Here is a 14,926-nt window from a genome sequence, read left to right on the forward strand (position 1 = left end):
CGCCTATTCTCGCCCGTCACGAGGAGTGCCCCGCACCGGGGTGGGTCCTTTTCGACGTGGCGATGATCTCGTCCCCGAACGCGCCCGCGATCTCGTCGGCCGCGCGGTGCGCCGAGGCGATGCACGCGGGGATGCCGACGCCGTCGTACGCGGCGCCCGCGACCCGCAGTCCGGGCAGGGCCGCGACGGCCTCACGGAGGCGGGCGACCCGGGCGAGATGACCGACGGGGTACTGGGGCAGGCCGCCGGTCCAGCGGGTGACCGTGGTGGCGACGGGTCGCGCGGCGAGCCCGGTGGCGGCGGCGAGGTCCTTGAGGGAGGCGGCGACGAGGTCGGTGTCCTCGCGGTGGACCTGCTCCTCCTCGCCGTGGCGGCCGACGGAGGTGCGCAGCACGAAGAGGTCGGGGGCGCCGTCGGCGACCCACCTCCACTTCCGGCTGGAGAAGGTGGAGGCCTTGATGGTGTGGCCGTCGACGGGGGGGACGAGGAATCCCGAGCCCGGCAGGGCGGGGAGGTCGGTGCGGCGGAAGGCGAGCGTGATCAGGGCCATGGAGGCGTACTCGATGCCGGCGAGCTCGGCGGAGGCGGCGGGCGCGTGGTCGGCGAGGAGCGCGGCGGCGGGCCCGGCGGGGGTGGCGAGGACGACGGCGTCGGCGGCCACGCCCCTGTCTCCCGCGACGACCTCCCAGCCGGCCGGACCGGTGCGGCGGAGGGCGGTGACGGCGGTACGGGTGAGGATCTCGCCCCCGGCGGCGCGGATGGCGTCGGCGACGGCGCCGGGCAGGGTGCCGACACCGCCCTCGACGCCGAGGAAGACGGAGCCGCCGAGGCCGGTGGCGGCGCCCGCCGCGTCGGCCGGGACGGCTGCTCCGGCCTGCTGGACGGCGTGGACGGCGGCGGTGAGCGTGGGGTGGCGGCGGGCGGCCTCGAAGAGGGCGGGGACGGCGGCCTTCATCGAGATGCGGTAGGCGTCGCCGGCGTAGACGCCGCCGAGGAGGGGTTCGACGAGCCGGTCGACGACCTCGTGGCCCATGCGCTCGGAGACGTACGCGCCGATGGCGATGTCGTCGCCGATCTCGGTCGGGGGGAGTTCGCGGTCGAGGCCGATCCGGCGCACGCCCTCCTCGGAGAGGAGCCCTTCGACCGCGCGGCCGTCACCGGGGACGCCCATCACATGGCCCTTGGGCATGGGGGTGAGCGTGCCGCGGGACCAGACGGAGGCCGTGGTCGTGGCCGGTGCCTGGAGCCGGTCGCCGAGGCCGACGGCCCGGGCGAGGGCGACGGCCTCGGGGCGGCGGGCGAGCAGCGACTCGGCGCCGAGGTCCACGGGCGCGCCGGCGATCTCCCCGGCGAGGAGTTTGCCGCCGAGGCGGTCGTCCGCTTCGAGGAGGGTCACCCGGTGGCCTGCGGTGGCGAGCCGGTGGGCGGCCGCGAGTCCGGCGATTCCGCCTCCGGCGACGACGACGTGGGGTCCCGTGGTGTCCGCGTTCATGGGACCACTCTCTCAAATCGCCCGCGCTCCCTTTCCGAGGCCGGAACGTGACCGCATCGCTACCGCCGGAGGGCAACCCGCACGGCCACCTCCCACGTCCAACGGGCACGACTCACCACCACTCCCTGGGGGGAACGCATGAGCAGAACACGAACGGCGTCGCGGGCCCGGACGGCGACGGCCGCCGCGCTCCTGACGGCCTCGCTCGTCCTGACCGGCTGCGGCGCGAGCTCCGACGACTCGGCAGGCGACGCCAAGCGGGGCGTGAGCGCGGCGAAGCCCGCCAACGGCAGCAAGGCGGTCGTGGAGGGTGCCGCCGACGCCGCGTCGGGCGGCGAGAAGGCCCCCACGGCGCCGGGCAAGGCCGCGCAGCCGCAGCACGTCATCCGTACCGCCTCGCTCTCCGTGGAGGTCGAGGACGCGACGAAGGCCCTGGTCACGGCTCGCCGGGTGGCGGCGGGCGCGGGAGGACGGGTGGAGAACGAGTCGACGGAGCGGCTCGACGACTCGTACGTCACCTCGCGTGTGGTGCTGCGGGTGCCGCAGGAGCAGTACGACGCGGTCCTCGTCGAGCTGGCGGGCACCGGCAGGCTGCTCGCCCGCAAGGCCGACGCCAAGGACGTCACCGAGCAGGTGGTGGACGTGGAGAGCCGGATCGCCACCCAGCGGGCGAGTGTGGGGCGCGTACGGGCGCTGATGCAGCGGGCGGAGAAGCTGGCCGACGTGGTGACCCTGGAGGGCGAGCTGAGCCGCCGCCAGGCGGACCTGGAGTCGCTGCTCGCCCAGCAGTCCTCCCTGAAGGACCGGACCTCGCTGGCGACGATCACCCTGGAGCTGACCGAGAAGGAGAAGCCGGGCGCCGACAAGGAGCAGGACGAGAGCCGCCCCGGCTTCGGTGACGCGCTGAGCGGCGGGTGGAACGCGCTGGTGGGCGCGGCCGCCTGGGTCGTGGTCGTGCTGGCCGCGCTGGCGCCGTGGCTCGCGGTCGCGCTGATCGTCTTCGTGGTGTGGCGCCGCCTGGTCCGTCCGCGCCTCGCGGCGCGCCCGGCCGCGGCTCCGGAGACGCGGCCCCTGCCGGAGGCGAACGCCGCGGGTGTCCCCGCGGGTGCCGGGATCCCCGAGACCCGGGAGTCTCCCGAGAAGTAGTTTCTTCTCATGAGCGAACGACTGGTGGTCATCGGGGGCGACGCGGCGGGCATGTCCGCCGCGTCGCAGGCGCGCAGGCTCAGGTCCGCCGGGGAGCTGGAGATCGTCGCCTTCGAGCGCGGTCACTTCTCCTCGTACTCGGCCTGCGGCATCCCGTACTGGGTCGGCGGGGACGTCGCCGCACGGGGGGAGCTGATCGCCCGGTCCCCGGAGGAGCACCGGGCGAGGGACATCGATCTGCGGATGCGGACCGAGGTGACCGCGATCGACGTGCCGGGGCGGCGGGTCCTCTCCCGGGACCTCGACGCGGGTACGGAGGCGTGGACGGGCTTCGACAAGCTGGTGATCGCGACCGGGGCCCGGCCGCTGCGTCCGCCGCTGCCGGGGATCGACGCGCCCGGCGTGCACGGCGTCCAGACCCTCGACGACGGGCAGGCACTGCTCGACTCGCTGGAGCGGACGCCGGGCCGGCGGGCGGTCGTGGTCGGCGCGGGCTACATCGGCGTGGAGATGGCCGAGGCGCTGCTCGCCCGCGGCTACGACGTGACGGTCCTGACGCGGGGCGAGCAGCCGATGGCGACGCTCGATCCGGACATGGGCCGGCTGGTGCACCGGGCGATGGACGGCCTGGGGATCACGACGGTCGTCTCGGCGGAGGTGACGAAGATCCTGACCGGAGCGGACGGCAGGGTGCGGGCGGTGGCGACGGCGTCCGCCGAGTATCCGGCGGACGTGGTGGTCCTGGGGACGGGTGTGGTGCCGGAGACCTCGCTCGCGCGGGCGGCGGGGCTGCCGCTGGGCGAGTACGGCGGGCTGCTGACCGATCTCGCGATGCGGGTGCGCGGTCACGAGGACATCTGGGCGGGCGGCGACTGCGTGGAGGTCCTGGACCTGGTCTCGGGCCGGGAGCGGCACGTGCCGCTGGGGACGCACGCGAACAAGCACGGCCAGGTGATCGGGGCGAACGTCGGCGGCGACTACGCCACCTTCCCGGGTGTGGTGGGCACGGCGGTGTCGAAGGTGTGCGACCTGGAGATCGCGCGGACGGGCCTGCGGGAGAAGGACGCCCGCGAGGTGGGGCTGCGGTTCGTGACGGTGACGGTGGAGTCGACGAGCCGGGCGGGCTACTACCCGGGGGCCGCGCCGATGACGGTGAAGATGCTGGCGGAGCGGCGTACGGGGCGGCTGCTCGGGGTGCAGATCGTGGGGCGGGAGGGCGCGGCGAAGCGGGTGGACATCGCGGCGGTCGCGCTGACGGCGGGGATGTCCGTGGAGGCGATGACGGCCCTGGACCTGGGGTACGCGCCGCCGTTCTCGCCGGTGTGGGACCCGGTGCTGATCGCCGCCCGCAAGGCCACGGCGGCTGTTCGGGCGGCGGGATGACCCGAGCGGCAGAGTGACACGGGGTGACCGTTTGCGAGAAATTCCTCACCGTGCGTGAGTGGTCACATGATCAGACACACCCTGCGCGCGCTCTGCGCCGCCTCGCTCGTCATCGCCCCGCTCGCCCTCGCCGCCGCCCCCGCGCACGCGGTCACGACCTGCACGGTCAACGGCTTCCCCGTGACCGGCACGGTCGTGTCCGGCACCGCGGGCAGCGACTTCATCCGCTGCGCGTCGGTCGCCAACGGCGACCAGGTGAACGGTCTCGGCGGCAACGACACGATCGTCGTCACCGGATCGGTCGCCGGTCTGGTGACCGGCGGTCCCGGCGCCGACTACCTCAGCACCCCCGGCACGGTCTCCGGCACGGTGTCCGGGGGCGACTCGTCCGACTACCTCACGGCCGGGACCGTCGCCCCGACCGGCGCCGTGACGGGCGGGGCCGGGAGCGACCTCCTCCGGGTCTCCGTCAACACGGGCGTCGTCGACGGCAGCCTCGGCGTCGACTTCTGCCGGGTGGGCGCCGGCAACGCACCGATCAACTGCGAGGGCTGAGCCCGCGCCTCCGTCCCGATCCCGCCGCGCGGGCGGCCGTCAGACGGCCGTCCGCGTGTGCACGTAGTCGACGAGACGCGTCAGCGCGTCCGGGTCCATCGACGGCATGACGCCGTGGCCCAGGTTGAAGACGTGCCCCTCCAGGCCCTTCGCGGCGGCGAGGACCTCGTCCGCCTTGGCCTCGACGACCTCGGTCGAGGCGAAGAGCACGGCCGGGTCCAGGTTGCCCTGGAGCGCCTTGCCGGGGCCGACGCGGCGGGCGGCCTCGTCGAGCGGGACGCGCCAGTCGACGCCGACGACGTCCGCGCCGGCCTCGCCCATGAGGCCGAGCAGCTCGCCCGTACCCACGCCGAAGTGGATGCGCGGGACGCCGTAACCGGCGACCGCGTCGAAGACCTTCACGGAGGCCGGCATCACCGAGCGGCGGTAGTCGGCCGGGGCGAGGGCGCCCACCCAGGAGTCGAAGAGCTGCACGGCGGAGGCGCCGGCCTCGATCTGGACCTTGAGGAAGGCCGAGGTGATCTCGGCGAGGCGGTCGAGCAGGTCGGCCCAGAGCTGCGGGTCGCCGTACATCATCGCCTTGGTGCGCTCGTGGCTGCGCGACGGGCCGCCCTCGACGAGGTAGCTCGCGAGGGTGAAAGGCGCGCCCGCGAAGCCGATGAGCGGGGTCTCGCCCAGCTCGGCGGTGAGCATCCCGATGGCCTCGGTGACGTAGTGGACGTCCTCGGGGGTCAGGTCGCGCAGCCGGGCCAGGTCGGCGCGGGTCCGGATCGGCTCGGCGACGACCGGGCCGACGCCGGGCTTGATGTCGAGGTCGAGGCCGATGGCCTTGAGCGGGACGACGATGTCGCTGAAGTAGATGGCCGCGTCGACCTTGTGGCGGCGCACCGGCTGCAGCGTGATCTCGGTGACCAGCTCGGGCCGCATGCACGACTCGAGCATCGGGATGCCCTCGCGGACCTTCAGGTACTCGGGGAGGGAGCGCCCGGCCTGCCGCATGAACCAGACGGGGGTGTGCGGCACGGGCTCGCGCCGGCATGCCCGGAGGAACGCGGAGTCGTACGTCCGCGACTGCTGCTTCGTCTGCTGGCCCTGCGGGCGGTCATTGGCACTCACGCCCAGAATCTTCGCATGTGGCGGGAAGCCGCTCGTGCGGGGCGGGTGTCCCTCCCCGCACAGAGGCCCCGTTCCGCCTACTCTTCCCCGCATGGCTGCGGCTCAGGGACATTTTTCCGATCATTCCGACGGCAAAAGAGGGACGGACGAGACAGCGGACAGTACGGAGACGAACCCGGTACCCCCCGCCTTCCGGCGTGCGGTGGAGGCGCTGCGATCGGCGCGACTGCGTTCCGAGATCGAGATCGACCCGACCAGGCCCCCGCAGCGCCTGGCCCCGTACGCGTACGCGGTGGAGGCGGCCGTCGTCGACGGTGAGGAGGACCTCGCGGACGGCAGGCTCGTGCTGCTGCACGATCCGGACGGCCACGAGGCATGGAAGGGCACGTTCCGGCTGGTGACGCTCGTCCGGGCCGAGCTGGAGCCCGAGATGGCGGCGGACCCGCTGCTCCCCGAGGTGTGCTGGTCCTGGCTGACCGGGGCACTGGAGGCGCGCGGGCTCGCGTACGGGGAGGCGAGCGGGACCGTCACGATGGCCGGCTCGCACTACTTCGGCGGGCTGGCCGACCGGCGGCCGGCGACCCAGATCGAGATCCGGGCCTCCTGGACGCCGCACGAGGGGCTGGGCGGGGTGCCGGACACCGGGGCGCACCTGGCGGCCTGGTGCGATCTGCTCTGCCAGATCGCGGGACTGCCTCCGGCAGCGCCCGAGCCGGGGGCGGGGCCGACGGGGACGGTGACGGGCGCGGGGGTCGTCTCGCTGCCCCAGCGACGGGGCCCGCAGCAGGCGTAGGAGCGGGTCCGGAACCCCCTTCCGAGGGCCCTCGGAAGGGGGTCCGCTCGTAGGATGATCGATCACGCGTCCGAATTGCCCTAATTGTTACTCACCAAATCGTGATCTTTCCCTAAAGGAGGGCGGCCCAGCTGCCGAAGGAGTCAGTGACCCCATCAGCAGCACGGGTTCGCCCCCGGCTTCATCCCCGAGCCGGCTCCGTCCCGCATCCTTCCCCCCCAGGAGGCCTGGTGTCCGTTCTCCTCGAGCAGCCCGCAAGCCTGGTCGCCTACCGCCCGAACAAGCCGACGGCCATGGTCGTCGTGGCCGACCCGCGCGTCCGCTCCACCGTCACCCGCCACCTGTGGGCCCTCGGAGTACGCGACGTGATCGAGGCTTCGTCCATCGCGGAGGCACGTCCCCGCGTCGGCAACCCGCGCGACATCTGCGTTGCCGACGTCCACCTGCCCGACGGCAGCGGCCTGACCCTGCTGTCCGAGACCCGCGCCGCGGGCTGGCCCAACGGCCTCGCCCTCTCGGCCGCCGATGACATCGGCGCCGTACGCAACGCCCTGGCGGGCGGCGTGAAGGGCTATGTCGTCACCGGCACCCGGACCAACATCGGTCACCCGACCCGGCCCGGAGCCGCCCCCATCGGCTCCGCCGCCGCGCGTCTCGGCCACCGCCGCCCCCCGGGTGCCCCGAGCCACCCGGGCGGCTACCGCGAGCTCTCCGGCCGTGAGGTCGAGGTTCTCCGGCTCGTCGCGGAGGGCCAGTCGAACAAGGCGATCGGCGTCTCCATGGGCCTCTCCGCCCTCACCGTCAAGAGTCACCTCGCCCGCATCGCCCGCAAGCTGGGCACCGGCGACCGCGCCGGCATGGTCGCGGTGGCCCTGCGGACGGGGATCATCCACTGACATGAGGCCGCGGGAAGGCAAGCGCCTGTCGACGGAACGTTCCGTCGACAGGCGCTTGCCGTTCACCGATACCCTTGACAGGTGACCGACGCCCAAGAGACCGCAGCAGACACAGCACTGCGCACCACCGGGGGCGGCCCCCCGGACGACGATGTCCCTGCGAATGGGCTTCCGATCCCGTTGCTGGAGCCCCGCGAGGGGATCCCGCCCGTCGTCGAGACGGAGGACGCCCTCGCCGAGGTGATCGCCGCCTTCGCCGCCGGGACCGGCCCGGTGGCCGTCGACGCCGAGCGTGCCTCCGGCTACCGCTACGGGCAGCGCGCCTATCTCGTCCAGCTCCGCCGCGAGGGCGCGGGCACCGCGCTCGTCGACCCCGTGGGCTGCCCCGACCTCTCGGGGCTCGGCGAGGCGCTCGCCGGGACCGAGTGGATCCTGCACGCCGCGACCCAGGACCTTCCGTGCCTGCGCGACATAGGCATGCTCCCCACCTCGCTCTTCGACACCGAGCTGGCCGGACGGCTCGCGGGCTTCCCGCGCGTCGGCCTCGGCGCGATGGTCGAGTCCGTCCTCGGCTACGCCCTGGAGAAGGGCCACTCCGCCGTCGACTGGTCCACCCGCCCGCTGCCCGAGCCCTGGCTGCGGTACGCGGCGCTGGACGTCGAGCTCCTCGTCGACCTGCGCGACGCGCTGGAGAAGGAGCTCGACCGGCAGGGGAAGCTGGAGTGGGCGCACCAGGAGTTCGACGCGATCGCCTCCGCCCCGCCCGCCCCACCGCGCAAGGACCCGTGGCGCCGCACCTCCGGCATGCACAAGGTGCGCCGCCGCCGCCAGATGGCGGTCGTACGGGAGCTGTGGACGGCCCGTGACAAGGTCGCCCAGCGGCGGGACGTCTCCCCCGGCAAGGTGCTGAGCGACGCGGCGATCGTCGAGGCCGCGCTCGCGGTGCCGGTGAACGTGGCCGCGCTCACCACGCTGCCCGGTTTCGGCAACCGGATGGGCCGCCGGCAGCTGGAGCAGTGGCAGGCCGCGGTGGACCGGGCCAGGGCCCTGCCCGAGAGCGAGCTCCCCCAGCCGGGCGCGCAGGTCGCGGGCCCGCCCCCGCCCCGCGCCTGGGCGGACAAGGACCCGGTCGCGGCGGCCCGTCTCGCGGCGGCCCGCACGGCGGTCTCGGCGCTCGCGGAGGAGCTGAACCTCCCCCAGGAGAACCTGATCACCCCGGACACGGTCCGCCGCGTCTGCTGGGAGCCGCCGTCCCCGGCCGACGCGGACGCCGTCGCCGCCGCCCTGGCGGGCCATGGCGCGCGTCCCTGGCAGGTCGGGCTCGTGACCCCGCTGCTCGTCGAGGCGCTGGCCGCGGAGGCCTGAGCCGGCGGCCCTGAGGCCCGTACGACGGAGCCTCACGAGCGGATCCTCACGACGGGGTCCTCACTCCTCCAGCAGGGTGAGGGCCCCGTCCGCATCCCGGTCGTAGCTTCCGCTGGTCGCGCCCTCGACCTTGCCGTGCTTCAGCCAGTGCTCGGACATGGTGTGCACCAGCTTGGCCTGGCGCTCCCAGAGCAGCTGGTGGCCCGCGCAGGAGATCCGGAACATCAGTTTCTTCGTCCCGGGGATCTTCCGGTAGAGCTCGGGCGTCGAGAAGTACGTCAGGCCGAGGTCCGGCGAGGTGTTGATGATCGAGTCGTGCTCCCCGTACACGATGCACACGGGCACCCTGTCGCCGAGGACCTTGTGCAGCTGCACGGTGGTGGAGTTCCAGCCCCACCAGTAGGAGTTCCGGATCCGGTTCAGCCCGTCCGGGGAGCCGGGGACCGTGCCTCCCCAGGTGGCGCCGATCGGGTCGGCCGCCATCATCGCCTTCCACGCCTCGTCGAGCATGTCGGGCTCACGCTGGTCGGGACACTTCAGGTCCCTCTCCCAGGAGAGTTTGAGACCGTCCTTGGTGCCCACCGTCATCGGATAGGCGAAGGCGCCCTCGGGAAGGGACACCGGCATGGGCACCGGGGCGTCGAAGTCGGTCCCGGCCTTGCTCTTCCTGCCGTTCGGCGGGAAGATCGGCGCCGCCAGGAAGAGGCTGCGCACCTTGCCGGGGTTCTTGATGGCGTAGGGCCCGAGCTGCTGGGCGCCCGCGGAGTAGCCGATGAGGTCCAGCTTCGTGACGCCGGTGCGGTCGAGGACGAAGTCGACGACGGCGCCGACCTCGTCCCAGTCGCTCTGCGAGTTGTTCAGCTGCTTCCCGTACTCCACCGGGCCGGTGTAGATCTCGGGGTTCGGGTTCGGGACGAGGAGTCTGCGCTGGGCCTCGGCCGGGCTGACGTTGCGGTGGTCGTCCATCTTCGGCCGGGTGGACAGGCCTGAGCCCTGCAGTTCCATCACGTACACGTCGTGGCCGGCCTTCGCCAGCTGCGCGGCCCAGCTGTACCTCTTGTTCTTGCCCGGCAGGTCGAAGGCCGCCACGCCCGCGACACTGCGGCCGTGCAGCATCAGAACGGGCCGGCGCGGGCCGGCGCCGTGGGAGGTGGCCTCGTGCTCCCGGACGAAGAGCTTGACCTTGTGGCCGACGTTCGCCGGAATCGTCGAGATGTGATCCACGTAGAGATCGGTGACGTTGGATACCGCCTGGGTGACCGTGGCCGCCATGGGTGCTCCGTTTCGCTCGGATCCGGCCCGGGACGGGCGCCCCGGGCGCGGCCAGGTTCCGCCCGGATGACGCCCGGGCAGGGCCGACGTGACCGGGGTTGCCGGGCGGCCGACCCGATCGGGTCACCACGAGCGCGCCGATCGGTCGGGCGTACGCGGGGGGCGCGCGGGGTCTCGGCGACGGGCTCGGGATGTGACCTTCGCCGCTTGGGCCCCAGGGACTGGGCAGCTTGGTTACCCACAAGTAGCATGGGGGAAGCAAGCGCACGCTTAGGTGTGCGTCGCAGCAGCAGTGCCATCCCGCACCCTGGAGGAGAGCCATCGTGCCTCGTAGCGTCAAGGACGTCGTCTTCGTCGACGGCGTCCGCACCCCGTTCGGCAAGGCGGGCCCGAAGGGCATTTACCACGAGACCCGCGCCGACGACCTCGTCGTCAAGGCCATCCGGGAGCTGCTGCGCCGCAACCCCGGCCTCGACCCCGCGAAGATCGACGAGGTCGCCATCGCCGCGACCACGCAGATCGGTGACCAGGGCCTGACCCTCGGCCGCACGGCGGGCATCCTCGCCGGGCTGCCGCAGTCCGTGCCGGGCTACTCGATCGACCGCATGTGCGCCGGCGCCCTCACCGCCGTGACGAGCGTCGCCGGTTCCATCGCCTTCGGCGCGTACGACGCCGTCATCGCCGGTGGTGTCGAGCACATGGGCCGTCACCCCATGGGCGAGGGCGTCGACCCGAACCCGCGGTTCGTCAGCGAGAAGCTGGTCGACGAGTCCGCCCTGTTCATGGGCATGACCGCCGAGAACCTCCACGACCGCTACCCGAGCATCACCAAGCAGCGCGCCGACGAGTACGCCGTGCGCTCGCAGGAGAAGGCCGCCAAGGCCTACGCGGACAACAAGATCCAGCCCGACCTGGTGCCGATCTCCGTCCGCCGCACCAACGCCGAGGCCGGTGAGACCGGCTGGGGCCTGGTCACCGCCGACGAGCCGATGCGCCCGGGCACCACCCTGGAGTCGCTGGCCAACCTGAAGACGCCGTTCCGCGTCCACGGCAACGTCACCGCGGGCAACGCGGCCGGTCTCAACGACGGCGCCACCGCCTCGATCATCGCCTCCGAGGACTTCGCCCGCGAGAACAACCTCCCGGTCAAGATGCGCCTCGTCTCGTACGCCTTCGCCGGCGTCGAGCCCGAGGTCATGGGCTACGGCCCGATCCCGGCCACCGAGAAGGCGCTCGCCCAGGCGGGTCTGTCCATCGAGGACATCGGCCTCTTCGAGATCAACGAGGCCTTCGCCGTCCAGGTGCTGGCCTTCCTCGAGCACTACGGCATCGCCGACGACGACGCGCGCGTCAACCAGTACGGCGGCGCCATCGCGTACGGCCACCCGCTCGCCTCCTCCGGCGTCCGCCTGATGACGCAGCTGGCCCGCCAGTTCGAGGAGAACCCGCAGGTCCGCTACGGCCTCAACACCATGTGCGTCGGCTTCGGCATGGGCGCGACGGTCATCTGGGAAAACCCCCACTGGGAGGGCAAGTGAGCACCACCGCCGAGCTTCTGAAGGGCGCCGCCGCGCTCTTCCCCGACGAGGTCGTCACGAGCGCCCACGTACGGCACTTCGAACTGCCCGCCGGTGCGGGTCGGTTCGCGCTGATCACGCTGGACAACGGCTTCGACCACACCAAGCCGACCACCTTCGGCCCGCAGTCGCTGGCCAACCTGAACACGGCGATCGACCAGGTCGAGGCCGAGGCCGCGAACGGTGAGATCGTCGGCGCCGGCATCACCGGCAAGCCGTTCATCTTCGCCGTCGGCGCCGACCTCAAGGGCGTCGAGCTGCTGAAGCAGCACGACGAGGCCCTCGCCATCGGCAAGGGCGGCCACGACGTCTTCAAGCGTCTGTCCGCACTCGCCGTGCCGACCTTCGCGTACTACAACGGCGCTGCCATGGGCGGCGGTGTCGAGGTCGGTCTGCACTGCACCTACCGCACCGTGTCGAAGGCCCTCCCGGCCTTCTCGCTGCCCGAGGTCTTCCTCGGCCTGGTGCCCGGCTGGGGCGGCTGCGCGATCCTGCCGAACCTCATCGGTGCCGAGAAGGCCGTCTCGGTCATCATCGAGAACTCGCTGAACCAGAACCGCCAGCTCAAGGGCAAGCAGGTCTTCGAGCTCGGCATCGCCGACGCGCTGTTCGAGGGTGCCGACTTCCTGGAGCAGTCGCTGATCTGGACGGCCTCCGTCCTGAACGGCTCCGTCACCGTCGAGCGCCCCGAGATCGACCGCGGCGAGGGCTGGGACCAGGCCGTCGCCAAGGGCCGCGCCATCGCCGACTCCAAGGTGCACGGCGCCGCCCCGGCCGCCTACCGCGCCCTCGACATCATCGAGGCCGCCAAGGACGGGGACCTGCAGAAGGGCTTCGACGCCGAGGACCAGGCCCTCGCGGACCTGATCATGGGCGGCGAGCTCCGCTCCGGCATCTACGCCTTCAACCTGGTGCAGAAGCGCGGCAAGCGCCCCGCCGGCGCCCCGGACAAGTCGCTGGCCCGCCCGGTCACCAAGGTCGGTGTCGTCGGCGCCGGTCTGATGGCCTCCCAGCTCGCCCTGCTCTTCCTGCGCCGCCTCGAGGTGCCGGTCGTCCTGACCGACATCGACCAGGAGCGCGTCGACAAGGGTGTGGGCTACGTCCACGCCGAGATCGAGAAGCTGCTCGGCAAGGGCCGCATCAACCAGGACAAGGCCAACCGTCTCAAGGGCCTGGTCTCCGGTGTCCTGGACAAGGCCGAGGGCTTCGCGGACGCGGACTTCATCATCGAGGCCGTGTTCGAGGAGATGTCCGTCAAGCAGAAGGTGTTCGCGGAGGTCGAGGCGGTCGCCCCGGCGCACGCGATCCTCGCCACCAACACCTCCTCGCTGTCGGTCTCCGAGATGGCGTCGAAGCTCCAGCACCCGGAGCGCGTGGTCGGCTTCCACTTCTTCAACCCGGTCGCGATCCTCCCGCTCCTGGAGATCGTCCGCGGCGAGAAGACGGACGACGCCTCGCTGGCCACCGCGTTCGGTGTCGCGAAGAAGCTGAAGAAGACCGCGGTCCTGACGAAGGACGCCCCGGCGTTCGTCGTGAACCGCATCCTCACCCGCTTCATGGGCGAGATCCAGAACGTCATCGACGAGGGCACGTCGGTCGAGACCGCCGAGAAGGCGATCGAGCCGCTCGGCCTGCCGATGTCCCCGCTGGTCCTCCTGGAGCTCGTCGGCCCGGCGATCGGTCTGCACGTCTCCGAGACCCTGAACCGCGCCTTCCCGGAGCGCTTCATCGTCTCCCCCAACCTGAAGGCCGTCGTCGAGGCCGGCAAGCGCGGCTTCTACGTCTACAAGCCGGAGAACGGCTTCAAGCCGGAGCTCGACCCCGAGGTCGCCGCTCTCCTCGTCCAGGGCGACTCCGTCCTGACCGAGCAGCAGGTCCGCGACCGCGTCCTCGACGCGGTGGCGCAGGAGATCGGCCTGATGCTGGAGGAGGGTGTCGTCGCCGAGGCGCAGGACATCGACCTCTGCCTGATCACGGGCGCGGGCTGGCCCTTCCACCTGGGCGGCATCACGCCGTACCTGGACCGTGAGGGCGTCTCCGAGCGCGTCAACGGCAAGCGTTTCCTGGCGCAGGGCGTGGCGAGCGTCCCGGCGTAACACCGGAGCGCGCCCCGCAGGGCGTACGTGAACGGCCCCGGCACCTGAAGAAGGTGCCGGGGCCGTTCGGCGTATGCCCTGCCGGGGGGTCAGCCGACGGGGCGCCAGCTCTCCAGGAGGAGGCCGTCCGCCGCCGCCTTCTGACGTGTGGTGACCAGCGTCCCCGCACCGGCCAGAGCCATGGCGACCAGGCGGCCGTCGAGCCCCCGGGTGAGGACCGTGGTCAGCTGTCCGCGCGGCTCACCGGTCTCCGACCAGCGGGCGCCCGACTCCTCCTGCTCGCTCGGGTAGGCGGCGAGCGCGAGCCGGCCGTCCGCCGACTGCTGCGCGAGGACCGTGCAGTCGAAGCCGTCGATCAGGCAGCGGGTCGCGGCGAGCCGTCCCGTACCGACCGCGTCGGCGAGGCGGGTCGGGGCCAGGCCGCGGCCCGGGGACCAGGCGCGGACCCCGCCGTCCTTGTCGCAGTAGTAGAGCGTCACGTGCCCCGACGGGCCGGTCACCGCGGCGAGCGTGCCGAGGGTGACCTCCGCGGGCACGACGTCCTGGCGCACGGGCCTGGCCCCCGGCTCTTCCTGGACGTAGCGGAGGAGCCCCTTCGCGGTGGCCGTGAGGAGCTCGACGCGCCCCTGGCCGTTGACCGCCGCGACCGGGGACGGGTCGGTGCCCGAGCCGTGCAGGTCCCACCACGGGTGCCAGCCGCCCGCGTCCTTCTGCGCCCGGACGCTCAGCCCGCCGCCGCCGTTGCGTACGAAGGCGTAGGCGCGGCCCTCGGCGTCCACCGCGACGGCCGGGTTGCCCGTCCACGGCCCCTTGCCGTTGGAGTGCCCGATGGAGCGCCACGCGACTGCAGGACGGCCCGTCTGGAACTGGACGCTGTGCACCAGCTCGACGTGTCCCTCCTCCCCGGCCGTGGGCCGCAGGCCGACGAGGTGGACGTAGCGGTCGGCGCCCTGGCCGACCGCCAGGAAGGGCGTCAGGCCGTCGCCGCCGAGCGAGACCGGACCGCTCCAGCCGCCTTCGGGCTCCTCGGTCCAGCGCACCACCTCACCGTCCCGGGGCAGGTAGACGCTGAACCGTCCCTCCTCCCCTCTGGTCAGCCAGCCACCCTGGAGGAGAGGGGCGGAAGTGGAACCGTGGGCAGAGGCTGTGGGGGCCTGGGATCGATTCGCCATGGGGGGATCCAGCGCTCCGGTCGTCGGGAGGAGTTCGGGTACGAACCGACTGTAGTCGCCCGC

Annotated in this window: 12 protein-coding genes; 8 read left to right on the forward strand and 4 right to left on the reverse strand. The window is 72.7% G+C overall.

Going from position 1 to position 14,926, the window contains the following annotated elements; all coding sequences use genetic code 11:
• Positions 1-16: 16 nt before the first annotated feature.
• Positions 17-1,492, reverse strand: a complete 1,476-nt coding sequence (gene hemG, locus DEJ46_RS09095) for a protoporphyrinogen oxidase (protein WP_150265045.1) — start codon at positions 1,490-1,492, stop codon at positions 17-19.
• A 138-nt stretch (positions 1,493-1,630) separates the two neighbouring features.
• On the opposite strand from hemG, the gene DEJ46_RS09100 reads away from it, so the two are divergent.
• From DEJ46_RS09100 to DEJ46_RS09110, 3 genes are all read left to right on the forward strand, one after another.
• Complete coding sequence (locus tag DEJ46_RS09100; protein WP_150265047.1) at positions 1,631-2,638, forward strand: DUF4349 domain-containing protein; 1,008 nt, start codon at positions 1,631-1,633, stop codon at positions 2,636-2,638.
• 9 nt (positions 2,639-2,647) lie between these two features.
• A complete protein-coding gene (locus tag DEJ46_RS09105) occupies positions 2,648-4,021 on the forward strand; it encodes an FAD-dependent oxidoreductase (protein ID WP_150265049.1) in 1,374 nt (457 codons plus the stop codon).
• Positions 4,022-4,087: 66 nt separating this feature from the next.
• Positions 4,088-4,576 (forward strand): hypothetical protein, encoded by a 489-nt coding sequence (locus DEJ46_RS09110; RefSeq protein WP_150265051.1) that lies wholly within the window; start codon positions 4,088-4,090, stop codon positions 4,574-4,576.
• A 39-nt stretch (positions 4,577-4,615) separates the two neighbouring features.
• Here the strand turns inward: DEJ46_RS09110 and hemE are convergent, their stop codons facing one another.
• Positions 4,616-5,692, reverse strand: a complete 1,077-nt coding sequence (gene hemE / locus DEJ46_RS09115) for a uroporphyrinogen decarboxylase (RefSeq protein WP_150265053.1) — start codon at positions 5,690-5,692, stop codon at positions 4,616-4,618.
• A gap of 91 nt (positions 5,693-5,783) precedes the next feature.
• Between hemE and DEJ46_RS09120 the strand changes: the two genes are divergently transcribed.
• From DEJ46_RS09120 to DEJ46_RS09130, 3 genes are all read left to right on the forward strand, one after another.
• The gene (locus DEJ46_RS09120) at positions 5,784-6,485 is read left to right on the forward strand and encodes a DUF3000 domain-containing protein (RefSeq protein ID WP_150265055.1); all 702 of its coding nucleotides are present in this window, start codon (positions 5,784-5,786) and stop codon (positions 6,483-6,485) included.
• A gap of 230 nt (positions 6,486-6,715) precedes the next feature.
• Entirely contained in the window at positions 6,716-7,381 is a 666-nt protein-coding gene (locus DEJ46_RS09125) for a response regulator transcription factor (protein WP_017242457.1), read from the forward strand.
• An 81-nt stretch (positions 7,382-7,462) separates the two neighbouring features.
• Entirely contained in the window at positions 7,463-8,746 is a 1,284-nt protein-coding gene (locus DEJ46_RS09130) for a ribonuclease D (protein ID WP_150265057.1), read from the forward strand.
• A gap of 60 nt (positions 8,747-8,806) precedes the next feature.
• Here the strand turns inward: DEJ46_RS09130 and DEJ46_RS09135 are convergent, their stop codons facing one another.
• Complete coding sequence (locus tag DEJ46_RS09135; protein WP_150265059.1) at positions 8,807-10,018, reverse strand: alpha/beta fold hydrolase; 1,212 nt, start codon at positions 10,016-10,018, stop codon at positions 8,807-8,809.
• A gap of 323 nt (positions 10,019-10,341) precedes the next feature.
• On the opposite strand from DEJ46_RS09135, the gene DEJ46_RS09140 reads away from it, so the two are divergent.
• Together DEJ46_RS09140 and DEJ46_RS09145 are read left to right on the forward strand one after the other, a co-directional pair.
• Positions 10,342-11,556 carry a thiolase family protein gene (locus DEJ46_RS09140; RefSeq protein ID WP_150265061.1) on the forward strand — a complete coding sequence of 405 codons (1,215 nt, stop codon included), beginning with the start codon at positions 10,342-10,344 and terminating at the stop codon, positions 11,554-11,556.
• Positions 11,553-13,691, forward strand: a complete 2,139-nt coding sequence (locus tag DEJ46_RS09145; protein ID WP_150265063.1) for a 3-hydroxyacyl-CoA dehydrogenase NAD-binding domain-containing protein — start codon at positions 11,553-11,555, stop codon at positions 13,689-13,691. The genes DEJ46_RS09140 and DEJ46_RS09145 overlap by 4 nt, the downstream gene beginning before the upstream one ends.
• 89 nt (positions 13,692-13,780) lie before the next feature.
• Here DEJ46_RS09145 and DEJ46_RS09150 read toward each other — a convergent pair whose 3' ends face one another.
• Positions 13,781-14,863 carry a hypothetical protein gene (locus DEJ46_RS09150; protein WP_150265065.1) on the reverse strand — a complete coding sequence of 361 codons (1,083 nt, stop codon included), beginning with the start codon at positions 14,861-14,863 and terminating at the stop codon, positions 13,781-13,783.
• Positions 14,864-14,926: the final 63 nt, after the last annotated feature.

This window comes from Streptomyces venezuelae, from assembly GCF_008642375.1.
Lineage (GTDB): Bacteria > Actinomycetota > Actinomycetes > Streptomycetales > Streptomycetaceae > Streptomyces > Streptomyces venezuelae_G.

Excerpts from the sequence above, each read along its gene's own strand:
- DEJ46_RS09110 (WP_150265051.1), top strand. The coding sequence starts at position 4,088 with ATGATCAGACACACCCTGCGCGCGCTCTGCGCCGCCTCGCTCGTCATC.
- DEJ46_RS09135 (WP_150265059.1), bottom strand. The coding sequence starts at position 10,018 with ATGGCGGCCACGGTCACCCAGGCGGTATCCAACGTCACCGATCTCTAC.
- DEJ46_RS09120 (WP_150265055.1), top strand. The coding sequence starts at position 5,784 with ATGGCTGCGGCTCAGGGACATTTTTCCGATCATTCCGACGGCAAAAGA.
- DEJ46_RS09100 (WP_150265047.1), top strand. The coding sequence starts at position 1,631 with ATGAGCAGAACACGAACGGCGTCGCGGGCCCGGACGGCGACGGCCGCC.
- DEJ46_RS09105 (WP_150265049.1), top strand. The coding sequence starts at position 2,648 with ATGAGCGAACGACTGGTGGTCATCGGGGGCGACGCGGCGGGCATGTCC.
- DEJ46_RS09150 (WP_150265065.1), bottom strand. The coding sequence starts at position 14,863 with ATGGCGAATCGATCCCAGGCCCCCACAGCCTCTGCCCACGGTTCCACT.
- hemG (WP_150265045.1), bottom strand. The coding sequence starts at position 1,492 with ATGAACGCGGACACCACGGGACCCCACGTCGTCGTCGCCGGAGGCGGA.